The following is a 23,492-nucleotide window of genomic DNA, read 5'->3' on the forward strand; positions in this document are numbered from 1 at the left end:
ATTAGGTAGAACCCTCTATTTTTTCCCCCTAGACTCAAATTGAAAATCAGTAATGCCACAACCCGTATGCAGTGATGTTGTCGTCATTACGTTATCTGTCGTTATTCAAGGAGAAGATCATGGCTAAAAAATTGAAAGCGCTGGCAGGTTCAGTGACCGACAACCAACTCACCTCCACCATCAAGGAGTCCACCCAACAGATCTGGCTGGCCGGTTTGGGTGCCTATGCCAAGGCGCAGGAAGAGGGCGGCAAAATTTTTGAAGCACTGGTGCAGGAAGGCGAAGCGCTGCAAGCCAAAACTCGCCAGAGCGCAGATGAGAAAATTGCCGCGGTGGCAGACAAGACGGCTGGTACCTGGGGACGCCTGGAGCAGGTTTTTGAAGATCGCGTTGCTCGTGCAGTTGCCAGCCTGGGGATCCCCACCCGTAAAGATATCGACAAGCTGTCCAAACGCATGGCCGAGCTGACCGATGTCGTGCAACAACTGCTCGATGCACAGGAAGAAGAGACCCCGGTGGCGGAAGCCAAACCGGCAGCGCCGAAAAGAGCGCCGGTAAAGAAAGCCCCGGTCAAGAAGGCTCCGGTTACCGCGCAAGTTAAAGAAGCGGTAGTCGAGCAGGCCACTGACCTGCTCTCCGCGGCAGAAGAAGCGGTCAAAGAGGTGAAAGAAAAGGCCGAGAGCGTTCTGCCGTAACCCCTTAATGATAAAAAGTGATCATCACCGGCCCATGCCCAGCGCTGGGCCGGTTTTCTATGGATAGGGAGGAGGCTCTATGAGTACAGTAGCAATCGCCCTTGCTGGCGGAGGACCGCTGGGAGGCATCTACGAGATCGGTGCCTGTGCCGCCCTCTCCGACAGTATCACGGGCCTGCACCTTGAGCAGGCCGATATCTATGTTGGCGTCAGCTCCGGGGCGGTGATTGCTTCTGCGCTGGCCAACGGTTTTTCGGCAGAAAAGCTGGTGCGGATCCTGCTCAGTGATGACTCTGGCGATATATTTGACCCTGCCACTCTGCTGCGCCCGGCATTTCGTGAATATATGACTCGGCTGACATCGATCCCGCCACTGGCGCTGGAGTGTATGGTGGGCTATTTGATGGCGCCCTGGAAGCGCAGCCTGTTTGAGTCATTGCAGGGGTTATCCAAGGCGATCCCGACCGGGTTGTTTGACAATCGTGGGGTGGATCGCATCCTGACCGAGTTTTTTTCCCGCCCGGGTCGCAGCAACGATTTTCGCCAGCTGAACAGCCGACTCTTTGTTGTGGCGACCGAGCTGGATACCGGACATCCGGTCGCATTTGGCAGCCCCGGGCTGGATGATATCCCCATCTCGGCGGCAGTCCAGGCTTCGGCGGCATTGCCGGGACTCTTCCCCCCCTCCCTGATCAATGGTCGTTACTACGTGGATGGCGCCTTGATCAAGACGTTGCATGCCTCGGTTGCGCTGGAGGAGGGTGCAGATTTGGTGTTTTGTATCAACCCGCTGGTTCCCTTTGATGCAGCCATGGCGGCCGGTGAACAGGCCAGTCTGGTAGAGAGCGGCCTGCCCGTGGTATTGGCACAGACCTTCCGCGCCATCATTCACTCACGGATGCACGTGGGAATGGATCGATATCGGCACCAATATCCGCAAGCCGATGCACTACTCTTCGAACCCTCTTCTGCTGACAGCGAGATGTTTTTCACCAATGTGTTCAGCTATCGGGATCGCCGTCGGCTCTGTGAACACGCTTTTCAGCACACCCGCCACGATCTCTGGCAACGCCGCCACGAGCTGGCGCCGATTCTGGCAAAACATGGCTTCGAGCTTAATCTGACGGCGCTCTGTGACCCGGAACGCACCTTGCTGACGCCGCGCCACAACACTGTCGCGGCGCTCGACAAGTCATTGGCGCAGCTGCAAGACTGGCTTATCAATCGTTATCGCCACGGCGTTCGTCGTTCGTCACCAAAGGAGTAGCATGGATCGCAAACCCAAACGCCGTACCCGGGAGCGCATTCTGACCACCGCCCTCGCCTGCTTCAACCGGTTGGGCGAGCCCAGCGTCACCACCTCGGCCATTGCGGCCGAGATGGAGATAAGCCAGGGAAACCTCTACTACCACTTTCACAACAAGGAAGAGATAGTTAATGCGCTGTTCAGCGAGTTTGAGCAGCAGATGGACCGCTTGCTGGACGCCGTGAACACCCCTTCCGATGAGGCTGAAGATATCTGGTTGTTCCTTCACCTGATGTTTGAAGCCATCTGGCATTATCGATTTCTCTACTACGACATTGCCACCCTGATGAGCAGTTATCATCAGGTCGAACAGCGTTTTTCCGCCCTGCTGCGTCGTAAAGAGCAGACCGCCGAGACTATCTGCAACCATCTGCAGGCGGTGGGCTTGATGGCGGGCAGCGCAGCTCAGTTACACACCCTGGCCGCCAATATCGCGCTGGTGGGCACATTCTGGATCTCTTACCAGCGGGCACTGCATCCCAAGGCGGACGCCGATATCGCCCTCGGCGTCTTTCAGGTCATGCAACTGGTTGCACCCTATTTGCGGGCTGATGCCCGCACTCATCTGGGCGCACTCGCCCACCACTATACCGACAAGGTTTGATTCACATGCTAAAGGGAGAACAAGCATGACCACTTCACAACTCGAATTTGTCCCCTTCCCCTACGCCGATGCGGCCTATGACTATGCTGGCCAGAAGCTGGCGGACAACTGGGATCGACTCCATCAGGGGGATGCGGAGCCTTGGCCTGACAATGAGCAGGTTCAGGATGCATGGCGAGCCTACCATGCCGGGGATTTTGCCCAAGCGGTTGCCCTTGGTGAAGCCGCCGGTGAGGCAGGTCTGAACGTGGCGAACAAGGCACTGGTGATCCACGCCAGTTACTTGCTGGAAGAGAAGTATGCCAAGCGTGCCGCCTTCGAGCGGGCGGCCACTCATGCCGAGAAATTGCAAAAGCGTCAGCCTGACAATGCCAATGCCTGGTATTTCCATGCTCTGGCGCTGGGTCGTTATAGCCAGGTGATTTCCATCTCCAAGGCGCTGTCGCAAGGGATTGGTGACAAGATCAAGGTAAGCCTCGAGAAGGCGCTGGAGATCGAACCCGACCACGCGGAAGCCCATATCGCGTTCGGTGCCTGGCATGCCGAGATTATTGACAAGCTGGGAGCCATGATCGGCAGCCTGACCTATGGCGCCAAGAAAGAGGAGTCAGAACGTCACTTCAAGGAGGCGCTGGCGCTGATCCCCGACTCCGCCATCGCCCGCATGGAGTATGCCAATGCTCAGGTGATGCTACACGGCAAGAGCCGCCTGAAAGCGGCCGAAGCGCTTTATGCCGAAGCGGCCGCGTGCGAACCGATGGATGCCATGGAGCGCCTCGATGTCGAGGCGGCACGGGAAGAGCTGGAAGATTAACCGCCACTCCTGCCACTTAGAGGGAGTAAAACAAGAGGCCAACCCGCGGGTTGGCCTCATTCATTCTCTGCCCTTACCTTATGATGCCAGCAGCGCGTCCAGCCCTGTCGGATCGAATAGCAGCTCAGGCTCCAGTAACACCATCAACAGCAGTTGTTCAAACTCAACTGCGAAGCGATCCACTACCTGATCAGGGTCCGGCACCAGCTTCTTGTCGGTGATAAGGCCGAGTTGCACCTTGTGATCGTAAGAGAGGATCGAGACGCCCACACCGATATCTCCAGACTGCGGCACCCAGAACAGCGGCTGCCGCAGCTTGGCGCCAGCCAGATAGAGGGTCTGCTGCGGGCCGGGCACATTGGTTATCACCGCGCTGGCTTTGGCTGCGAGCAGGTCGACCGCTTGTTGCTGCACCGCTTTGGGGGCCATGCCCAGGGCGTGTAACAGATTGAGTACCACGATAGGCTGCAACGAACTGCGCAGTGCCTGCATTCTGTCGCGCACTGCATAGAGTCGCTGCAGCGGATGTTCGATATCGATGGGAAGGTCCAGGGCCACCAGCCCGAAGCGATTGCCAAGGGCGCCATTATCATCTGATGCGCGCATATTGACCGGCACCAGCGCCCGGATCTGGATATTGTCTACCTCATCCCCCCTGCTTTGCAGGTAGTGACGAAACGCACCGGCCGTGGCCGCAATCAACAGGTCGTTGACCGAGCAACCCAGCACCTTGCCCACAGCCTTGATGTCGGGCAGCGGGATCTGTTCTGACCACGCGACTCGCTTGCTGCTCCCCGTCTTGCCCTTGAGGCGGGAAGCTGAGTCATCACCCAGGGTCGCGATGTTGCAAAGTTCGCTGGCCACATCGCGGCCGGTCTTGAGGTATTCCACCGCTTTGGTGGGATGAGTGACGACCTCGACATATTTAGAGAAGAGGGTGCCGGTCAGTTTGAGGCCTGCCCGCACCAGACGGCTACCATGGTGACACTCCTCTTCCTCCTCGTTGTTGTCATCAACCTGAGAGTCAACGGATGGACGCCGTGCAACCCCCTCCGGGGTGTTGTCCATCATGGTGAGCATGGCTCGCACCAGAGAGAAACCATCCCCCATGGCGTGATGGATACGCACTACCAATGCCTGGCCGCCCAACGAGGTGTCGGTCAGGTGCATGTCCCACAGGGGGCGCTGGTGGTTGAGCGGCGTCGAGGCAAGGTCGGCCACCAGCTTCTCCAGTTCGATCTTGCCAGCCTTACCCGGCAGGATCACCCGTTTCAGATGCTGGTCGAGATCGAAGTCCGGATCATGACGCCAGTAGTAGCTTCCCCCTTCCAGTACCGCTCGCTGGTGGAAGCGGGGTTGCACCGAGATGGTATGGCGCAAACCATTTATCAGCCTGGCCTCGTCAAGATCCCCCTCAAACATCAGCACGCCGATGATTTGCATCAGATTATTTGGCCTGTCCATCCGTAGCCAGGCGGTGTCAACACATGAAATAAATTCGTTTAATGGCATGCTCGTTTCCCTACAACATGAATCCTCGCTGACCGCTATTTTTTATTGATGACCAAGTAACGACAAGCGATATGAAAAAATACTAAAAAGAGTGCTCTGCAATATATAAAAAGAAGATGGTGCTCTTCTTAAATATCTAAAATGTATCAGTCAGTTCATTTAATGAGCAGCTTGGCGATGTCTGTAAATATGCCGCCCAAATACCGGCATCCGTTGCTACAAATTAAAGGTGGTCGTACTGGATGACTTAGGTCGAGGTGGGGCACGGTAAATGGTGTGCCACATAATCCAGGATCTCCTGTTCAAGTACATTGCGCATCGGCAGTAATAACAAACCCAGGCGTACATCAAGTTGCAGAGTATCTTCATCCAGCGTCAGCGTACCCTGTACACCTGCCCCACGAAACAGCAGTTCGGTTTCCTCTTCGTCTAACCACTCGCAGGCAAGTTGATAACGTTCACTCATATCCAGAGCGAGGGCTTCTGCTGCCAGCCGCACGCCAGCGAGCCCCAGGGGGTGCTGGCGGCTTACCTGAATGGTCGAAAGTGAGCTGCTGCCAGCAAGAGAATCGTATAGAAACATGGTGCTTACTCTGGTTCATGAAATATCTATTGATATTAAACACATGTTCACAACAAGTGAAAGAGGGGTTGTGATAAATGGGACTAACTTAACAGAGAAGCTAACCAAGGGGACGACGCTGCATCAGCCAGTGTATCCCGACCCCTTTTTCAGGCTACACTGGCGCTTGGCAGAGCAGTAAAGCGCTGCTTTTTCATACAGCCTTTCATTTTTCATGGCATGTGACAGGCCTTAGCCCCAGATCAGAGTGTTGTCGATGACCCACCAGTCCTTCCCCCCCAATGACGAAACAACCCTTGGCAGACTATATCGCCAGCTTAATCGGGTGGCTGCCTTGCGCGAGCAGATCCGTACTCATCCACAAGATATGCATGATCGTGACACGTTACGTCAGTGGCAGGCTGATCGGCTTGGTCGTACCCATAAGGATCTGCTGAGCAGCGAACGTTATGGCCCTGCCGCCCGTTTTTTCCTGACTGACCTCTACGGCCCCGGCGACACTGCACGTCGGGATGCTGATGTGATGCGGGTGATGCCGACCGCCGAGCGCTTGCTGCCAGAGTCCGGCCACAAAGTATTGGCACAGGCGATAGAGCTCGATGCCCTCTCCGAGGAGTTGGACTACCTGATGGTGGTGGCATTGCGCCGTATTGGCGGGATCAACCCTATCACCGCTGAGCACTACGCCATCGCTTATCGCGCCGTAGGTGAACAGGCGCGCCGGGAACAACAAATCGCCTTGGTAAGCGAATTGGGGATGACGCTGGACAGGTTGGCGAGAAAACCATTACTGGGGACAACTCTCAAGCTGGTATCCGGGCCCGCTCATCTGGCCGGGCTGGGCGAGCTCTTCTCTTTTGTCGAGCGTGGTTATCAGGTGTGTCATCAAATGGGGCGTGCCAGTGACTTTCTCGAGACCATCGCCAGTCGCGAGCTCGCCATCATGACGGCGCTCTTTAATGGCGACAGCAGTGTGCTGACCTAATGCTGCGGTGAAGGATAATTGCCAGAATAACAAAGCGGGCCGAGTGGCCCGCTTTTCGTTTGATATATTGGCCAATATAAGAGCGGTCAGATCACCAGCAGATCCATAAAGGTGTGCACCGGGGTGGCGGCAAGCCGTGGCCCATCCTGGCAGAGGGCGAGGATGTTGCTGACCCGTTTGGTCGGGAAGCGGGTGGCCAGATTGTGCTGGAATTTCTCCACCAGCAGCGGGATCCCCTCCTCCCGCCGGCGACGATGGCCGACCGGGTACTCCACCTCCACCTTCGGCGTGTGAGTGCCGTCCTTGAAGAAGATCTGGATGGCATTGGCAATGGAGCGCTTGTCCGCCTCCAGATATTCGCGGCTGTAGCGCTTATCCTCTTGTACCACCATCTTGCCACGCAGCTCATCGATGCGGGGATCGGCCGCCACGTCATCCTCGTAATCCTCGGCAATGAGGCGCCCGAAGATAAGTGGCACCGCCACCATGTACTGCAGGCAGTGATCCCGATCGGCCGGGTTATTGAGGGCGCCGACCTTGCTGATGATGCGAATGGCCGACTCATGGGTGGTGAGCTCGATACGGTCGATCTCCTCCAGCCGTCCCTTCACCTGCTCGTGCAGCTTCATGGCGCACTCCACCGCGGTCTGGGCGTGGAACTCGGCGGGATAGGAGATCTTGAACAGCACGTTCTCCATCACATAGCTGCCGTACCCCTGATGCAGGGCGAACTGGTTGCCCTTGAACAGCACGTCGTAGAAACCCCACTTGGGCGCGCTCAGTACGCCGGGATAGCCCATCTCGCCGCTCATGGTGATAAGGGCGAGGCGCACCGCGCGAGAGGTGGCATCCCCTGCCGCCCAGCTCTTGCGCGACCCCGCATTGGGGGCATGGCGGTAGGTACGCAGGCTCTGGCCATCTACCCAGGCCTGGGAAACCGCATCGATCACCTGCTCGCGGGTGCCACCCAGCATATGGGTCACCACGGCGGTGCTGGCGACCTTGACCAGCACCACATGATCGAGACCGACCCGGTTGAAGGAGTTCTCCAGCGCCAGCACCCCCTGAATTTCGTGGGCTTTGACCATGGCCACCAGCACATCGCTCATGGTGAGCGGCGCCTTGCCTTCGGCCACGCGAGTACGGGAGAGCCAGTCGGCAGTGGCCAGAATGCCCCCCAGATTGTCGGAGGGGTGACCCCACTCGGCGGCCAGCCAGGTGTCGTTGTAATCGAGCCAGCGGATGATGGCGCCGATATCCCAGGCTGCCTTGACCGGATCGAGGCAGAGCTGGGTACCGGGCACTCGAGCACCATGTGGCACGAGCGTGCCGGGGACGATGGGGCCAAGGTGCTTGGTACACTCGGGGAAGCGCAAAGCCAGCAGGCCACAGCCAAGGGTGTCCATCAGGCAGTAGCGGGCAGTGTCGAGGGCTGCCTGGCTGGTAATGGGGTGGTTGCAGACATAATCGGCAATATCGACCAGCACCTGATCGGGCTCGGGTCTGTGGTTGACGTCGACGTTGGCGGACATCGTGATTTCCTTATCGTTGTTGTAGAGAGACAAAGTGACGGGGGGCCGGGCCGACATAATCGGCGCTCGGGCGGATGATCCGGTTGTGCTCGCGCTGCTCCATCACGTGGGCGCACCAGCCGGTGACCCGCGAGCAGACGAAGATGGGGGTGAACAGCTTGGTCGGGATCCCCATGTAGTGATAAGCGCTGGCATGGAAGAAGTCGGCGTTGGGAAAGAGCTCTTTTTCTTCCCACATCACCTGCTCCGCCTCGCAGGAGACGCGATAGAGCCTGTCATCGCCCACCGCTTCGGCAAGCTTGGCCGACCACTCCTTGATGATGACGTTGCGCGGATCAGAAGTGCGGTAGATGGCGTGGCCAAAGCCCATGATCTTCTCCTTGGCCGCCAGCTTGGCCAGCAGTTCGCGCCTTGCCTGCGTTTCATCCTGCCAATGTTCGATCATCGCCATGGCCGCCTCGTTGGCACCGCCATGGAGCGGTCCGCGCAAGGTGCCGATGGCGGCAGTGATGCAGGAGAACATGTCAGAGAGCGTCGAGGCGCAGACTCGCGCCGCAAAGGTGGAGGCGTTGAACTCATGCTCGGCGTAGAGGATGAGGGAGACATGCATTACCTGGCGCTCCAGCTCGCTCGGTGCCTTCTGGTGCAGCAGTGCGAGGAAATGGCCACCGATACACTCCTCGTCGCTGTCGAGGGCGATACGAATACCTTCATGGCTGAACTTGTACCAGTAGATCAGAATGCCCGGAAAGGCGGCCAGCAGCCGATCCGCCACTTCATGCTCATGCTCGAAACCATCTTCCGGCTCCAGATCGCCGAGCATGGAGCAGCCGGTGCGCAGCACATCCATGGGGTGGGCATCGGCGGGAATGCGCTCCAGCACCTCCAGCAGCGGCTGAGGCAAGGTGCGCAGGCGGCGCAGTTCGCGCTTATAGGTGTCAAGCTGCTGCTCATCGGGCAACTCCCCCTTGAGCAGTAGATAGGCGACCTCTTCAAACTGGGCGCTGTCGGCCAGCTCCTTGATGTCATAACCGCGATAGGTCAGGCCGGTGCCGCTCTTGCCCACGGTGCAGATACTGGTCTCCCCTGCGCTTTGACCGCGCAACCCTGCCCCGCCCAACGGTTTTTGCTGTCCCATAAGCTGCCTCCTATTCCTTGGCTGAAAACAGACGATCCAGTGTCTGCTCGTAGTGGTGATAACCGAGGAAGTCGTAGAGTGACTCCCGGGTCTGCATGGTCTCCACGACGGCGCGCTGATGGCCATCCTGGCGAATATGGTGATAGACGTTGAGGGCGGCCTGATTGGCTGCGCGGTTGGCACTCAAGGGGTAGAGCACCATGTCGACCCCGTGGGCGGCCAGTTGTTCTTTGTCAAACAGCTCGGTTTTGCCAAATTCGGTCATGTTGGCGAGGATCGGCACTTTGGCCGCCTGCTTGAACCGATCATACTGACCGAGTTCGGTGACCGCTTCGGCGAAGATCATGTCAGCCCCGGCGGCGACATAGGCGGCGGCGCGTTCCAGCGCCGGGCCAATTCCCTCCACCGCCAGTGCATCGGTGCGCGCCATGATGACAAAGTCGCTATTTTCGCGGGCATCCACCGCCGCCTTGATGCGATCGCACATCTCCTCCAGCGACACCACCGCCTTGTTGGGGCGATGACCGCAGCGTTTCTGGGCCACCTGATCTTCCATGTGCACGGCCGCCACTCCGGCCCGCTCGAACGCGCGGATGGTGCGGGCGATATTGAATGCCCCGCCCCAGCCGGTATCGATATCGACCAGCAGCGGCACCCGGGTTGCCGCAGTGATCCGCTCGGCATCGATCAGCACGTCGCTCAAGGAGGTTATGCCGAGATCCGGCAAGCCGTAGGAGGCATTGGCCACCCCGGCGCCGGAAAGGTAAAGCGCTTGAAAACCGCTGCGCTCGGCCATCAGCGCCATATAGGCATTGATGGTGCCGACGATCTGTAGTGGCTTTTCGTTGGCAAGGGCGGTGCGAAAGCGCAGGCCTGCCGAGGGGGACAAACTGGACATCATGACTCCTTTCACCTGTCTAGTCTGGCTATCTAATATCACGTTTACGTTAACGTCAATTATACTTTCGTAACATTCCGGCCGCAGGCAAGACAGGAAACCGGTTTTAGGGTAAATTTCACCAATTCCTTCAACAGGTTGAATTGTATGATGGAGCCCAGTTCCGTGATTGTCTGTCCGGCGTGCGACTTGCTGATCCAGCGCAAAGCACTGCCGCTGCGTCGCCATGCCCACTGCCCACGTTGTCACCAGCATCTCTATGGTCGTTATGCCTTTCGTCCCTCCCAATTGATGGCCCTGACCATCACAGGTTTTCTGCTGCTGCCCTCCGCGTTTTTGGAGCCGCTGATCTATCTGCGTCTGGCAGGCGTCAACTCCGATGCCGACCTGCTACGCGGGATCCTGGTGCTGTTTGGCGAGGGTGAGTTTTTCGTGGCCTCTTTGGTGCTCTGGAGCGCCGTGCTGGCGCCGGTAGGGTTATTGGCGGGGATTTTTGCGTTGGCCTCGGGTCTGGCCAAGCGCTGGCATATCCTTGCCCCTACCTTGAAAGCGGTCGAGGTGTTTCGCCACTGGGCCATGCTGGAGGTCTATATCGCCAGCCTGCTGGTTGCCCTGTTCAAACTGGTCGATATTGCCGACGTGCGTCTCGGTGGCGGCTTGTTGAGCCTGGGCATTCTGATGTTGCTCAACATGACCCTGCTGATCCTGTTTGACCCCGCCCCTTACTGGGCGCAGATCCCGTTAAAGGAGCAAGAACATGAGCAGCGCCCGTGAGATGGGACTGTGCGGTTGCCATACCTGTGGCTTGCTGGTGCGCTACCGCTACCACGCAGTCTGTCCTCGCTGCGGTAACACCCTTCAGGTACGGACTCCCCACTCCCTTGCCTGGTCATGGGGCTTGCTGACGCTGGCTACCTTTATGCTGCTACCTGCCAACCTGCTCCCCATCACTCATTTCTACAACAAGGGGCTGCTGCAGTCAGATACCATCTTCAGCGGTATCATGATGCTCTATCGCAGCAAGATGGGGGGGATTGCCACCATTGTCCTCACCGCCAGCATATTGGTGCCAGTGGGCAAAATTTTGGGGCTGGGCTGGATCTGCTGGCAACTGCAGCGAGCCAAACCGGTGCGGCGCAAGCGCCAGCTGGTGATGTATCGGGTGATCGATTTTATCGGCCGCTGGTCGATGCTGGATCTGTTTGTGATTTCGCTGATGGTGGCGCTGGTTGACCGGGGGGTGCTGCTGAGTGTCAGCGCAGGTCCCGGTGCCACTGCTTTTGCCGGTGTGGTGGTGCTGACCATGATGTCGGCCCGCATGCTCGATACCCGTTTACTGTGGGACAAGGCGGCCCGTTGATGCATTCTCTGTTTTTGTCTGATGTGCTGTTTAATCCAGCCAATAAGGAGTCGGTATGATCGGGGCTGAACCCGTCATTGAAAAACGTCGCTGGTTATCGCCGGTCTGGTTGCTCCCCCTGATAGCCCTGCTGCTGGCCGGTGGCTTTCTCTATCAACAGGTATTGAGCCGTGGCCAACTTATCCAGATCAACTTCGCCCAGGGCAACGGCATCTTGCCGGGCAAAACCCAGATACGTTATCAGGGGGTGGCCATCGGCGTGGTACAGGAGCTGGAGCTGGCTGAAGATGGCCGCAAGATTGCGGTGATGGCCAAGATTGACAGCCGTGCCAGAACGCTGATCCGCAAAGGGTCCGACTTCTGGCTGGTGAGTCCCAAGGCGTCGCTCACCGAGATCTCCGGCCTCGATACCCTGGTCTCCGGTAACTACATCAATGTGCAGCCGGGGCGTGAAAGCAATCCGCTGGAGGAGACCTTTGATGCGCTGGAGGGCCCTCCTCCCGGTTATCAGGCTCAGGGGCGAATGCTGCACCTGACCGCCGATTCGCTGGGCTCGGTGGGGATCGGATCCAAGCTCTATTTCCGCGGTATCGAGGTGGGCAGCGTCATCAATACTCGCCTGGGTCAAGACAACCAGAACGTCATTCTGGATCTGGTGATCGAGCCGCGTTTTGAACATCTGGTCAAAGCCGATACCCGCTTCTGGAACATCAGTGGCATCAAGGGCACCTTCAGTCTGGCCGGGGTGAGCGTCGAGGCTGGCAGCCTCACCTCCATCCTGAGCGGCGGCATTGCCTTTGACTCGCCCAAAGATTCAGCGGAGCCGGAGAAGGGACAGACCTTCGTCCTCTATAAAGGGCTGGCGGAAGCTGCGCGTGGCACCCGTATCGACATTGTGGCTGGTGATCTTCCGGTTAAAGAGGGGATGGCCATCCTCTATGAAGGGATCGAGATTGGTCGTATCGACCCCATTCATCTCACCGACAAAGGGCGCGTGGTCACGGCGCTGATCAATCCGGAGCAGGCCTATCGCATCACCGACACGAGTCAGCTGGTGTGGGAGAGCGTCTCCCTCTCCGCGACCGGCGTGCAGCATGCCGAGCGACTGCTCTCTGGTCCTGCCATTCGTCTTGACTATGTGGCTGGAAAACCCGCCAACAAGATGACCCTGACCGATCGTGCCCCGCAGAGCGGCACCAAGGTGACGCTGCAGGCTGACGATCTGGCGGGGCTCAATCAGGATGCGCCGGTCTGGTATAAGGGATTGCAGGTTGGCCGCATCAGCCAGCTGACCCTGGATGCGCGCGGCAATGCCAGTGTCGAGCTGGTGATGGCGCCGAACTACGGTCACCTGCTCAATCGTGCCCGCTTCTATCGCGCTACCCCGCTGCGGATAGACGCTGATCTGAGTGGCATCAAGGTTGAGAGCAGCCCGGCAAGTACCTGGTTGGCGGGTGGGGTCAAGCTGCTGCAAGTCAGCAGTGGCGAGCGAATTAATCGTCTTTACCCAAGTCAGGAGCTGGCATTGCTCGGTACCCGTGATGCCAAACCACAACGCTGGTTGCTCAAAGCAGACCAGGCCGATGGCATCGGCATTGGTTCACCTGTGCTCTACCTGGGGCTGGAGGCGGGCAAGGTCAAGCAGTTGCGTGCCGCCAAAGTGGGGGTCGAGATCGAACTCGAGATTGATGGGGTCTATGCTCCCCTCCTCGCCCAACAACCGCAATTCTGGAAGAAAGCGGCCATTGATACCCGGGTCGGGATAGATGGTGTCAAGGTCAAGGTCGGTAATCTGGCGACCCTGTTGCGCGGTGCCATCGAGTTCGATCGGTTAGCCAATGGCCGCAGCAGTCATCAACTGTTCGATTCCAGGGAGCAAGCCAAGGCCAAGGTACGCCTGCTGTCACTGGTGGCAGAGAGCAATCCGGGGCTCGGGATCGGCAGCCCGATCCGCTATCGTGGGGTCGATATCGGCAAGATTGCAGAGATCGAACTGGAGCCCTCTTTGGGTCAGGTGATCTTCAAGGCCGAGCTCGATGGTCACTATGCTGCGCGCTTCCTGCAATCCGGTGCTCGCTTTACCCTGGTGCAGGCCAAGCTGGGTCTGGGAGGGGTTGCTCACCTCGATACCCTGTTCAAGGGGGCATTTGTAGAGGCGCTCCCCGGCAAGGGAGCAGAAAAAGATCGTTTCCCCTTGAGTCAGGTCGACCCAGTGGGTTTGGCGCTCACCCTCAAGAGCCCTTCCGTCAATGGCCTGAGCGTCGGTAGCCCCTTGCTGTTTCGCAAGATGGTGGTGGGCAGTGTCACCAAGGTGGCGCTGGCTCGGGATGGCAGCGAGGTGGTGATCGATGTCAGTGTGGACAAGGAGTATGCCCATCTGGTGCGGGCCAACTCGCGCTTCTGGAATGTCTCCGGGGTCAAAGCGGATATTGGCCTGACTGGCGGTACCATTGAGGTTGAAACCGTGCAGAGCCTACTGGCTGGCGGCATCGCCTTCAATACCCCGGAGAAAGAGATGGGGCCGACCGTCAAAGCCGGCCACAGTTATCCGCTCTACAGCAAAGCCGAGAAAGCGTGGTTGGCGTGGAGCCCACGCATTCAGCCCTGATCCAACCCTTTGCTCATCTCATCTCATCCAAGCCCGGCCTCGCGCCGGGCTTTTTTATATTCCGGAGCCTGTTGACGGTGTTCAGATTCAGAATATTCCTAGCCTTGTGATAGGATATCGCCCCTCTTTTTCGGTCAACGAGACGGCACAGTGCACGACAACACCTTCCTTCCCGATTACTTTTTACGCCACATTGCGGCCATCATGCCGGCCCATCTCTCGATGGATGAGTTTGTGGCCAGTTGTCGACGTCCGCTGCGCCGCAGCATTCGGGTCAATACCTTGAAGATAGCCGTCTCCGACTTCGTCGCCCTGATGGAGCCACTGGGTTGGCAGCTCGACCCCGTGCCCTGGTGTGATACCGGCTTCTGGCTGACCCGCAGCGATGAAACAGTGCCCCTTGGCAACACCGCCGAGCATTTGAGCGGGCTTTTTTACATTCAGGAAGCGAGCTCCATGCTGCCGGTGACGGCGCTGTTTGCCAGCGACAAGATCAAAGCGGATGGCATCTTGTTGGATGCGGCGGCGGCCCCCGGCTCCAAGACTACCCAGATAGCGGCCCTGATGAACAATCAGGGGATGCTGGTTGCCAACGAGTTCTCCAGCAGTCGGTTGAAAGTGCTTAGCGCCAATATCCAGCGCTGCGGCGTGACCAATGTGGGGATGACTCACTTTGACGCCAAGGTATTTGGCCAGTGGTTGCCGGAGACCTTCGACGCCATCCTGCTCGATGCCCCCTGCTCCGGTGAAGGGACTGTGCGCAAGGATGAAGATGCATTGCGCAACTGGAGCATCGAGAGCATCGATGAGATTGCGGCGGTGCAACAAGGGTTACTGGAGAGCGCTTTCCATGCCTTGAAACCGGGTGGCGTACTGGTCTATTCCACCTGCACCTTGAGTGAACAGGAGAATCAGGCGGTCTGCCAATCCTTGCTGGAGAAGTTTGGCGACGCCTTGAGTGTTGACTCGCTGGCCGACCTGTTCCCCCATGCAGAGCAGGCCTGTACACCCGAAGGATACCTGCACGTTTGGCCCCAGATCTTCGACAGTGAGGGCTTTTTCGTCGCCAGATTGCGCAAGCATCACTCGGTACCCAACACCATGTTCAAGCCAGGCAAGCTGGGTAAATTCCCCTTTGCGCCGCTTCCAACCAAAGAGGCCGAGCCCATGTTGCGCGAGATTGAAGCCAACTTTGGCGTGGCTCCCCCGGGTCAGCTGTTTGGTCGCAATGACGAGATCTGGCTGTTCCCCCAGCGGTTTGATCAGCTGCAAGGCAAGCTGCGCTTCGATCGCATTGGCATCAAGTTGGCCGAGACCTTCAAGAAAGGCTATCGCCTCACTCATGAGTGGGCACTAGCCTATGGCGATAAAGCGAGCAAGGGGATAGTTGAGTTGGATAGCGCCAATGCGCGGGAATTCATGATGGGGCGGGACGTCTGGCCAGAACAGGATGCGGGCGTTGGCGAGGTGATCGTCCGCTATCAGGGGCATACCCTGGGCATGGGGAAATGGGTGGGTAGTCGGGTCAAGAATGCCCTCCCCCGCGAGCTGGTGCGTGACAACAATCTGTTCAATGCATAGTGGGCTGTTCGGTGCATAGGCACTTGAACGAGTCTGAAATACCCACACTCTGGTTGAACTTTTCTGCGGATCTTGAAAAGCCTTGAGCCTTGTCTAAGCTTAAGGCAATCCGAACACCAGTTAGCGCACGGCTCTGCAAGGAGCCAATTCCCCTATGCCAGGTACAAGGAATTCGTACCTGGCTTTTTTTATCTCTTCACCTATCGCAGTTACTTCACTCTTGGCTCTATTCAACAGTCTCTTCGAGCTGTGTGGCGACTCTGTTTTCAAACTGGGGTTCTCTACCCAGCTCATGTTGGTAGAGCAGATCGATCGCCTGCTCGATGAGTGATGCCTGACTGTCTTCGAGATGGAGTCCCAACGCGGCCAATCGCTCGGTGTGGCGATTGCTGATCCAGCACTGCAATCGGGTATGGGTCTCCTGCTTGCGTTTTACGTGTTGGCGCTGCCGCTCGGCATTGTTTTGCGGGCTCGCCTCTTGCTCTTCACGCACTCTCATTTCTTGGCTCATATCTCCTTGCTATCGTCCATTTCTCTATCTGTTATCTCTCACCGGATACTGTCTTCAGTTGGAAGAGTGCCCTCTCACCTTGGACTATTGACTGTGCGACAAATATATCATTAGATCAATAGGATATCATTTAACATAAATAATGCAGTGGCGCAGTCGTATCACAGCAAGCCGTCGAGCGCATGATCGGAGAATTTGTGGGCATCATCGAAGTACTCCTGCAGGGTCCGCATATCCTTGTGGCGCGTCACTTCAATGATCTTGTTCATCGGCTTGCCGGCAGTCACCGCCGAGGTGATAAATCCGCGCCGCAGGCTGTGGCCACTGACGTAGAGATCGTCGATGGTTTGGCCGGTTCGCCGCTTGATCATCAGGTTAATGCCCTGGGGACCGAGTGGTTCAGCCATCAGTTGCCCCCAACGATTCATGCGCCGAAATAGCGCCCCCTCGCTGATCCGGCTTTTGTGTAGCCACTTTTGCAGTGCCGAGACGGGGCAATGGTGCTTGCCCGGGATCAAGGCTATCTCGGTTTCATGGAGCTGATGCTTGCTCGGTTTGAGGCGAAGGCGGATCCCCTTCCCCACAAAATCGAGATCACTGACCTCGATTCGGGCCGCTTCCGAACGGCGCAAAGCGCCACTGAACATCAGCAGTAGCAGGGTGTGATCACGCAAGCCCGCCAGATCATGGGTGTCGATGCCATCGAGTACCTGGGTCAATGGCTGCAACGTCAGGGCGCCGGTTTTGCGCTTGCGGTTATCCCCCAACCTGACAATGCCGCGCATCATCTCCTTGATTTCGGGATGTTCGGTGGGCATGGGATGGATCCCTTTCTGCTTGAAGGCATAGCGGATCCCCGCCAGCCGTCTCACCAGAGTTGCCGGTTTTCGAGGCTCGCCATTACGCAGTTCTCCCTTTCCCTCTTCTTTATCGAGCCAAATCCAGTCGGCCAATACGCCGTCAGCCTGATCAGCGAGAAAATTCATAATGTCATGATGAGTTGTTTGCAATGGGTCCAGCCCGTGCAATTGGCACCAGAAGACAAAAATACGGGTGTCCGCCTGATAGGCATTGAGGGTGGAATCCGCTTTTGCACTGCGCAAAAAACGGCGAGCCCGGCTATTTAACTGCGCATCGAAAACAGTCTGTAATGACTGGTGTGCTGGATTGGAAAAGGTTGGATATGCCACGGAACTCTATGATTCATATGAAGTTTGAGAGGATCTTACAGGATCTTCCCCACACATCAAGTATCGATAATGAATATTATCGATACTTATAGCATGCTGTTTTTATACCCTTTAGCCACGTTAGGATAAACGAGACATCAAGAATATCATTCAGCCCGTTTGTATGGAGGAACGAGTTAAACTCGCCTGAGCGTGAGAGATAACAAGGTGCAAGGGCGATATTTTGGTGGGTAATAAGCTTGGTATTTGAAATATAAAAAGCCCCGTTCAACGGGGCTTATTTGTTATTTTTTCGCCAGTTTGAACAGTTCAAAGAAATTTCGGCTGGTGGCTTCTGCCAATTCATTAAGCGGAATATGGCGCAGGTCGGCAATAAACTGGGCGACGTCTCGCACAAAGGCGGGCTCGTTCTCCCTCCCCCGATGCGGCACGGGTGCAAGATAGGGCGAGTCGGTCTCGACCAGTAATCTGTCGAGGGGCAGAGCCTTGACCACCTCTTGCAGTGCAGACGCATTTTTGAAGGTGGCGATGCCGGAGATGGAGATATAGAACCCCATCGCCATCGCGGCTTGTGCCATTTCGAGGGATTCGGTGAAGCAGTGCAGCACACCGCCAACCTGATCAGCTCCCTCTTCACGCATGATCTGCAAGGTATCTTGTTGAGCATCGCGGGTATGGATGATCAGGGGCTTGTTCAGCGCGCGAGCAACCCGGATATGTTCGCGGAAAGAGGCTTGCTGAACTTCCTTGTTCTCGGGTGAGTAGAAGTAGTCGAGCCCGGTCTCGCCGATGGCCACCACTCGTGGATCGGCAGCTTGCTTGAGCAGCAACTCGGCATCGACACCGGGTTCCTGATTGAGCGGGTGTACCCCGCAAGAGGCAAACACCTGGGGATAGGGAGCGATCGCCTCGAGCATGGTCGGGAACTGTGCCTGAGTCACACTGACACAGAGAAAATATCCCACGTCCAGTTTTGCAGCCTTGGCCAGCACATCGGCCATGCTGATCTGCTTGCTGCCATAGCTGAGGCGATCGAGATGACAATGGGAATCAACGAGTAACATATAAACCTTTCTGCTTGTCGGTACTTATAACCAGCGACTGAGCCAGTTCATCAAATGGATGGTGGGATTGGAGAGCTGACCCGGCTGACATGCCGCTTTCAGGGCAACCAGATCTTGTTCTGCCGCCAGCAGTTTTTCGCTGGCGTGCTGCTCCGCCAACCGTTGACTCAAGATGGCCAGATCAGGCATTGCCAGCTGATGGTGACCACAGCCAGCCTGGGTTTTCAGGGCATCGCACAAGAAGAGCTGCAACCAGTGCAACCTGACCTGCGTCTCCTGACCAAGCTGGCTGCACAGTGCCGTCGCCTTGACCGGACTTTGACTCAGGGCGACAAACTGTTCCAGCAGTTCGCGGCGAGTACCATCCTGTTGCTGCTCGATATAGTCGAGTACCCGCAGCGGGGCCCCCTGACAGATCCGCACCTGAGCCAGAGTGGCCTGATGACCCTGCTCAGCCAACCAGCGTACTGTTTCCCCTTCCGCAGGCAACTGACAGACATGTTTGTGACAGCGACTGAGAATGGTTGGGAGCAGTCGGGACACCTGGGAGGCAATCAGCAACAGCAAGCTGTCGCCAGCCGGCTCTTCCAGGGTTTTCAGCAGGGCGTTGGCCGCCGATTCGGTCATCCGCTCCGCATCAGGAATAATCACCACCTTGCCGCGACCAAGCTGGGCAGAGCCCTGCAGCCGGGTGCAGATCTCGCGAATGGCCTCGACTCCGATGGTCTTGCTGTCGCGGGTGATGGTGCCAAGATCCGGGTGGTTGCCCTTGTCAAACAGTTGGCAAGAGTGGCATTGACCGCACGGCTCTCCGCGATCCGGTTGCTGACAAAGGTGCAAACGTGCCAGCCGCTCGGCCAGCTGTTCTTTGCCAAGACCGGGATCGCCGAGCAACAACCAGGCGTGGCCGAGACGACCGGACTGGGCAGTCTGGCTCAGGGCATGCCAGTCGGGGATCAGCCAGGGATACATAGCGGCTCGTTCGACAGATAGTGATCCAATGCACGCTCGATGGCCGCTTTGACCTGTTCCGGCGTTTGCGCCGCATCGATCACCACTATGGTGTCATCCTTGGCGGCCAGCTCGAGATACCGGCTGCGGGTACGTTCGAAGAAGCTCAGCTGCTCCAGCTCGATGCGATCCAGCTCGCCGCGATGGCGCGCGCGCTGCAAGCCAAGGGCAGGATCGATATCGAGATAGAGGGTGAGATCCGGCTTGAAATTGCCGAGCACCGCCTGCTTGATGGCACCGATGAGGTTGGCATCGATGCCACGACCACCGCCCTGATAGGCCTGGGAAGAGAGATCGTGGCGATCCCCCACCACCCAGAGACCGTTGGCCAGTGCCGGCTTGATGCGGGTCTCCACCAGTTGCACCCGGGAGGCATACATCAGCAACAGTTCGGCCTCGATCGTGAGGCGCTCTTCGTGCACCTCTTTGACGATGGCCCGCATCCGCTCAGCCAGCGGCGTCCCCCCCGGCTCACGGGTACACTCGATCTGGTCGATGCCGTGGCGTTGGAGATAGTCAGTCACATAACGAACAGCTGAGCTCTTCCCTGCCCCTTCCAATCCTTCGATCACAATAAATTTAGACATTAGGGTTTCTTCAATATGTATTCGCGAACCGCCCGATTATGTTCGTCGAGGGTCTTGGAGAAATAGTGGGCACCGCCACCTTTGGCAACAAAATAGAGATAGTCGGTCGACTTGGGGTTCAGCGCCGCATCGATGGAGGCCTTGCCCGGCATAGCGATTGGCGTGGGCGGCAGACCATCTATCACATAGGTATTGTAGGGGTTCTTGTCGGTCAGATCGCTGCGGCGAATATTGCCATCATAGCGATCCTTCACACCGTAGATCACGGTAGGATCGGTTTGCAGCTTCATACCCAGACGCAAGCGGTTGACAAATACTGAGGCTATCTGTGCTCGCTCTTCAGGTAACCCGGTCTCTTTTTCGATGATAGAGGCCATGATCAGCGCTTCATAGGGGGTTTTGTAAGGCAGGTTGGCCTGACGCTTGTCCCAACTCTGCTGCAGATAGCTCTGCATATCTTGATGTGCTCGACGCAAGATCGAGATATCGCTGGCATGGGTGGTATAGGCGTAAGTTTCAGGCAGGAACCATCCTTCCAGCTTGCCATTCTCGATACCGAGCTCATGCGCCAGGTCGGCTTCAGATTGCTCGATGGTCAACCGTTCAAGATAAGGGGCGCTGGAGAGCTGCTTTTGCCAATCCTCGAAACGGGAGCCTTCTACGAAGGTGAGGGTGAAGTGAAACTCCTTGCCTGAGGCGAACAGAGAAAGGCTCTCTTTAAGGGGGGCCCCTTCCTTGACCTCATAGGTACCCGATTTGATGGCCACCAGTTCGGGATGACCGCGTAGCCAGAGCCTTACCGCCCAAGGGCTGGGCTCTCCATCCCCCAATTCGGCGATCAGGCGCGCCGCATGGGCGCCCTTCTCCACCGTAAAGAGTCGGGTCGGCCCTTTGTTGGTGAGCGTCTCCACCTGTTGCCATTTGTAGTGTACATAGCCCCCGGCGACGGCAACTGTCAGTGCCGCCCCCGCGAGCAGGGTGTAAAGCCGATTAAACTTCAATGACCAAACGCTCCTGTAAACGACGACTCATTACCGCTGTGGGGTATTGAATATCCTCGATGCCATTGACCGGCACCACTCCCATCAGAGTATTGGTGAGCCATACCTCTTCTGCTTGCCAGAGTGACTCTAACGGAGCCTCCAGCACACGCAACTCAATACTCATCTGTTTTAGCATCGCCAGTACCTGACGGCGCATGATGCCATCGACACCGCCACGGGCGAGATCGGGCGTAAACACCGTCTTGCCCCGACGCCAAAACAGATTGGCACTGACCCCTTCAAGCAGAAAACCGCGACTGTTAAGTACTATCCCTTCGACTGCATTTCGGCTGACAAGTTCGCTCTTCAGCAATACCTGCTCCAGACGATTCAAGGTTTTAAGTCCGGCCAGCATGGGCGCATCACCGATCCGCTGGCGGCACACCACCATCTCGATACCCTGCTGTTGCCACTGGCCATAGTGGGTAGGAAATGGCGCCAGGCTGACAATCCGGGTCGTGTGCCGACATCCGCTACCATCATAGCCCCGCCCCCCCTCGCCGCGGGTCAGGATCACCTTGGCCACGCATTGTGGCTGCTCGGCCACCATCTCTTCGATCTCCCGGGTCAAGAGATCCCAGTCCGGTTCAACCATTCCCAACCGCTTATTCGCCTGTTGCAGTCGTGCTAGATGGGCAGGCCACTGCAACACACGACCCTCCCTGACCGCCATGGTGGTGAAGTGACCATCACCATAGGCCAGCCCCCTATCATGGGCCGAGATAGTATCAAGCTTCATGCCATTGATAAGCAAAGGGATCCCTCCGATAAAAAAAGCCCGATACCGGCAGTATCGGGCCTGTCTCTATGCCCTGCGGCAAATTATACGCGTTTGAAGATCAGGGAGCCATTGGTGCCGCCAAAACCAAAGGAGTTGGAAAGGGCGTACTCAAAACTGCCCGGCTTGGCCACGTGGGGCACCAGATCCAGATCGCACTCTTCATCCGGATTGTCCAGGTTGATGGTGGGCGGAGCCACCTGATCACGCAGGGCCAACACTGTGATGATCGCCTCGATGGCACCGGCGGCGCCCAGCAGGTGGCCGGTCATCGACTTTGTAGAGCTCACCATCAGTGATTTGGTGTGCTCGCCAAACACCGACTTCATGCCACGCAGCTCAGCCACATCACCCAGCGGGGTGGAGGTACCGTGCGCATTGATATAGCCAATCTGCTCGGGAGCAATGCCGGCATCCTTGATGGCATTTTTCATGGCGCGGGCGCCACCGTTACCATCAGCGGGAGGTGCGGTCATGTGGTAAGCATCGCCGCTCATGCCAAAACCAACCAGCTCGGCATAGATCTTGGCGCCACGGGCCTTGGCGTGTTCGTACTCTTCCAGTACCAGGACCCCGGCACCGTCACCCAGTACGAAACCATCGCGATCCTTGTCCCACGGACGGCTCGCCTTCTGTGGCTCGTCGTTGCGGTTGGAGAGTGCCTTGGCTGCAGCAAAGCCACCCATCCCCATCGCAGTGGAGGCCTTCTCGGCACCGCCGGCTACCATCACATCGGCATCACCGTAAGCGATCATCCGACCCGCCATGCCGATGGCATGGGTACCTGTGGTACAGGCGGTCGTCACGGCGATGTTCGGACCTTGCAGTCCCTTGATGATGGAGAGATGACCGGACACCATATTGATGATGGTGGACGGAACGAAGAACGGGCTGATCTTGCGCGGGCCGCCGTTGACCAAGCTTTCGTGGTTCTGTTCAATCAGACCCAAACCGCCGATACCGGAGCCAATCGCTACGCCGACACGTTCGGCATTCTCTTCATTGATGACAAGGCCGGAATCATCAAGCGCCTGCATACCGGCCGCGATGCCGTATTGAATGAAGAGGTCCATCTTGCGAGCGTCTTTACGGTTGATACCGTACTGCTCGGGATCGAAATCCTTGACCAGACCTGCGAAGCGGGTTGCAAACTCGCTGGTATCAAAGTGTTCGATAAGGGAAATGCCGCTCTGCCCGTTGAGCAGTGCTTGCCAGCTGGATTCGGCAGTGTTACCCACCGGGGAAAGCATCCCCAAGCCGGTCACCACGACTCTGCGTTTTGACACTGAGGTAGTCTCCGAGAGGTGTTTTGAAAAGGAACAAATACAAAAGAAGCGGCCCTTGGGCCGCTTCTTTCAGAACAGGAACTTATTCCTGATTAGCGGTGATGTAGTCGATAGCCGCCTGAACAGTGGTGATCTTCTCGGCTTCTTCATCAGGAATTTCGGTATCGAATTCTTCTTCCAGCGCCATTACCAGTTCAACGGTATCCAAAGAGTCAGCGCCCAGGTCGTCGACGAAGGAGGCAGCGTTCTTAACGTCTTCCTCTTTAACACCCAGTTGTTCGATGATGATTTTCTTTACGCGTTCTTCGATGTTGCTCATGACCTGAATTTTCCTTTAAAAATACGCTATTTGCGTCTGGTTGGGGTAGTTTATTCAATTGACGTGAGTTTGCAAGTAGCTTGCCGC

At 57.3% G+C, this 23,492-nt stretch carries 23 protein-coding genes; 9 read left to right on the forward strand and 14 right to left on the reverse strand.

The features are described 5' to 3' along the window. Nucleotides 1-119 precede the first annotated feature (119 nt). The 4 genes from BN1117_RS10470 to BN1117_RS10485 all read left to right on the forward strand — a co-directional run bounded on the left by BN1117_RS10470 (nucleotide 120) and on the right by BN1117_RS10485 (nucleotide 3,419). The gene (locus tag BN1117_RS10470) at nucleotides 120-695 is read left to right on the forward strand and encodes a phasin family protein (RefSeq protein ID WP_040097137.1); all 576 of its coding nucleotides are present in this window, start codon (nucleotides 120-122) and stop codon (nucleotides 693-695) included. A gap of 79 nt (nucleotides 696-774) precedes the next feature. Continuing rightward, complete coding sequence (locus BN1117_RS10475; RefSeq protein ID WP_040097139.1) at nucleotides 775-1,962, forward strand: patatin-like phospholipase family protein; 1,188 nt, start codon at nucleotides 775-777, stop codon at nucleotides 1,960-1,962. 1 nt (nucleotide 1,963) lies between these two features. Then, nucleotides 1,964-2,605, forward strand: a complete 642-nt coding sequence (locus BN1117_RS10480) for a TetR/AcrR family transcriptional regulator (protein ID WP_040097140.1) — start codon at nucleotides 1,964-1,966, stop codon at nucleotides 2,603-2,605. Between the two features lie 25 nt (nucleotides 2,606-2,630). Next, nucleotides 2,631-3,419: a tetratricopeptide repeat protein gene (locus BN1117_RS10485; RefSeq protein WP_040097142.1), complete on the forward strand. Its 789-nt coding sequence runs from the start codon at nucleotides 2,631-2,633 to the stop codon at nucleotides 3,417-3,419. Nucleotides 3,420-3,497: 78 nt separating this feature from the next. Here BN1117_RS10485 and BN1117_RS10490 read toward each other — a convergent pair whose 3' ends face one another. Both BN1117_RS10490 and BN1117_RS10495 read right to left on the reverse strand, forming a co-directional pair. Beyond that, nucleotides 3,498-4,931, reverse strand: a complete 1,434-nt coding sequence (locus BN1117_RS10490) for a wax ester/triacylglycerol synthase family O-acyltransferase (RefSeq protein WP_040097144.1) — start codon at nucleotides 4,929-4,931, stop codon at nucleotides 3,498-3,500. Nucleotides 4,932-5,178: 247 nt separating this feature from the next. Beyond that, nucleotides 5,179-5,514: a polyhydroxyalkanoic acid system family protein gene (locus tag BN1117_RS10495; protein ID WP_040097145.1), complete on the reverse strand. Its 336-nt coding sequence runs from the start codon at nucleotides 5,512-5,514 to the stop codon at nucleotides 5,179-5,181. A gap of 256 nt (nucleotides 5,515-5,770) precedes the next feature. Here BN1117_RS10495 and BN1117_RS10505 point away from each other — a divergent pair, with 256 nt between their 5' ends. Then, the gene (locus BN1117_RS10505; protein ID WP_040097149.1) at nucleotides 5,771-6,499 is read left to right on the forward strand and encodes a DUF8198 family protein; all 729 of its coding nucleotides are present in this window, start codon (nucleotides 5,771-5,773) and stop codon (nucleotides 6,497-6,499) included. 86 nt (nucleotides 6,500-6,585) lie between these two features. Here the strand turns inward: BN1117_RS10505 and BN1117_RS10510 are convergent, their stop codons facing one another. The 3 genes from BN1117_RS10510 to prpB are packed head-to-tail and all read right to left on the reverse strand — an operon-like array spanning nucleotide 6,586 to nucleotide 10,067. Further along, nucleotides 6,586-8,031, reverse strand: a complete 1,446-nt coding sequence (locus BN1117_RS10510) for a bifunctional 2-methylcitrate dehydratase/aconitate hydratase (RefSeq protein ID WP_040097151.1) — start codon at nucleotides 8,029-8,031, stop codon at nucleotides 6,586-6,588. A gap of 10 nt (nucleotides 8,032-8,041) precedes the next feature. Continuing rightward, complete coding sequence (prpC, locus tag BN1117_RS10515; protein WP_040097153.1) at nucleotides 8,042-9,169, reverse strand: bifunctional 2-methylcitrate synthase/citrate synthase; 1,128 nt, start codon at nucleotides 9,167-9,169, stop codon at nucleotides 8,042-8,044. A 10-nt stretch (nucleotides 9,170-9,179) separates the two neighbouring features. Then, nucleotides 9,180-10,067, reverse strand: coding sequence for a methylisocitrate lyase (gene prpB, locus BN1117_RS10520; RefSeq protein WP_040097154.1), 888 nt, complete (start codon nucleotides 10,065-10,067; stop codon nucleotides 9,180-9,182). A gap of 147 nt (nucleotides 10,068-10,214) precedes the next feature. Here prpB and BN1117_RS10525 point away from each other — a divergent pair, with 147 nt between their 5' ends. The 4 genes from BN1117_RS10525 (at nucleotide 10,215) to rsmF (ending at nucleotide 15,616) form a co-directional block, all read left to right on the forward strand. Further along, nucleotides 10,215-10,841 carry a paraquat-inducible protein A gene (locus BN1117_RS10525; protein WP_040097156.1) on the forward strand — a complete coding sequence of 209 codons (627 nt, stop codon included), beginning with the start codon at nucleotides 10,215-10,217 and terminating at the stop codon, nucleotides 10,839-10,841. Beyond that, nucleotides 10,825-11,427 (forward strand): paraquat-inducible protein A, encoded by a 603-nt coding sequence (locus tag BN1117_RS10530; RefSeq protein ID WP_040097158.1) that lies wholly within the window; start codon nucleotides 10,825-10,827, stop codon nucleotides 11,425-11,427. Before BN1117_RS10525 ends, BN1117_RS10530 begins: the two co-directional genes overlap by 17 nt. Before the next feature lie 55 nt (nucleotides 11,428-11,482). Continuing rightward, on the forward strand, nucleotides 11,483-14,035 hold the full coding sequence (locus BN1117_RS10535) for an MlaD family protein (protein ID WP_040097160.1): 2,553 nt from the start codon (nucleotides 11,483-11,485) through the stop codon (nucleotides 14,033-14,035). A gap of 150 nt (nucleotides 14,036-14,185) precedes the next feature. Next, complete coding sequence (rsmF, locus tag BN1117_RS10540; RefSeq protein ID WP_040097162.1) at nucleotides 14,186-15,616, forward strand: 16S rRNA (cytosine(1407)-C(5))-methyltransferase RsmF; 1,431 nt, start codon at nucleotides 14,186-14,188, stop codon at nucleotides 15,614-15,616. A 226-nt stretch (nucleotides 15,617-15,842) separates the two neighbouring features. On the opposite strand, the gene BN1117_RS10545 is transcribed toward rsmF, so the two are convergent. The 9 genes from BN1117_RS10545 to acpP all read right to left on the reverse strand — a co-directional run bounded on the left by BN1117_RS10545 (nucleotide 15,843) and on the right by acpP (nucleotide 23,405). Further along, a complete protein-coding gene (locus tag BN1117_RS10545) occupies nucleotides 15,843-16,127 on the reverse strand; it encodes a RepB family protein (protein WP_040097164.1) in 285 nt (94 codons plus the stop codon). Between the two features lie 161 nt (nucleotides 16,128-16,288). Then, nucleotides 16,289-17,317, reverse strand: a complete 1,029-nt coding sequence (locus BN1117_RS10550) for a site-specific integrase (protein WP_040097166.1) — start codon at nucleotides 17,315-17,317, stop codon at nucleotides 16,289-16,291. A 284-nt stretch (nucleotides 17,318-17,601) separates the two neighbouring features. After that, the gene (locus BN1117_RS10555; RefSeq protein ID WP_040097168.1) at nucleotides 17,602-18,381 is read right to left on the reverse strand and encodes a TatD family hydrolase; all 780 of its coding nucleotides are present in this window, start codon (nucleotides 18,379-18,381) and stop codon (nucleotides 17,602-17,604) included. A gap of 24 nt (nucleotides 18,382-18,405) precedes the next feature. Continuing rightward, nucleotides 18,406-19,353 (reverse strand): DNA polymerase III subunit delta', encoded by a 948-nt coding sequence (gene holB / locus BN1117_RS10560; protein ID WP_040097170.1) that lies wholly within the window; start codon nucleotides 19,351-19,353, stop codon nucleotides 18,406-18,408. After that, on the reverse strand, nucleotides 19,338-19,979 hold the full coding sequence (tmk, locus tag BN1117_RS10565) for a dTMP kinase (RefSeq protein ID WP_040097172.1): 642 nt from the start codon (nucleotides 19,977-19,979) through the stop codon (nucleotides 19,338-19,340). Before tmk ends, holB begins: the two co-directional genes overlap by 16 nt. Continuing rightward, nucleotides 19,979-20,980 carry an endolytic transglycosylase MltG gene (mltG, locus tag BN1117_RS10570; RefSeq protein ID WP_040097174.1) on the reverse strand — a complete coding sequence of 334 codons (1,002 nt, stop codon included), beginning with the start codon at nucleotides 20,978-20,980 and terminating at the stop codon, nucleotides 19,979-19,981. Before mltG ends, tmk begins: the two co-directional genes overlap by 1 nt. Next, complete coding sequence (gene pabC / locus BN1117_RS10575) at nucleotides 20,970-21,776, reverse strand: aminodeoxychorismate lyase (RefSeq protein WP_040097175.1); 807 nt, start codon at nucleotides 21,774-21,776, stop codon at nucleotides 20,970-20,972. The genes mltG and pabC overlap by 11 nt, the downstream gene beginning before the upstream one ends. Before the next feature lie 68 nt (nucleotides 21,777-21,844). Continuing rightward, entirely contained in the window at nucleotides 21,845-23,086 is a 1,242-nt protein-coding gene (gene fabF, locus BN1117_RS10580) for a beta-ketoacyl-ACP synthase II (protein ID WP_040097177.1), read from the reverse strand. Nucleotides 23,087-23,168: 82 nt separating this feature from the next. Next, nucleotides 23,169-23,405, reverse strand: coding sequence for an acyl carrier protein (acpP, locus tag BN1117_RS10585; protein WP_005300909.1), 237 nt, complete (start codon nucleotides 23,403-23,405; stop codon nucleotides 23,169-23,171). Between the last annotated feature and the right edge of the window lie 87 nt (nucleotides 23,406-23,492).

The sequence above is a fragment of the Aeromonas australiensis genome (assembly GCF_000819725.1).
In the GTDB taxonomy this organism is placed as follows: domain Bacteria; phylum Pseudomonadota; class Gammaproteobacteria; order Enterobacterales; family Aeromonadaceae; genus Aeromonas; species Aeromonas australiensis.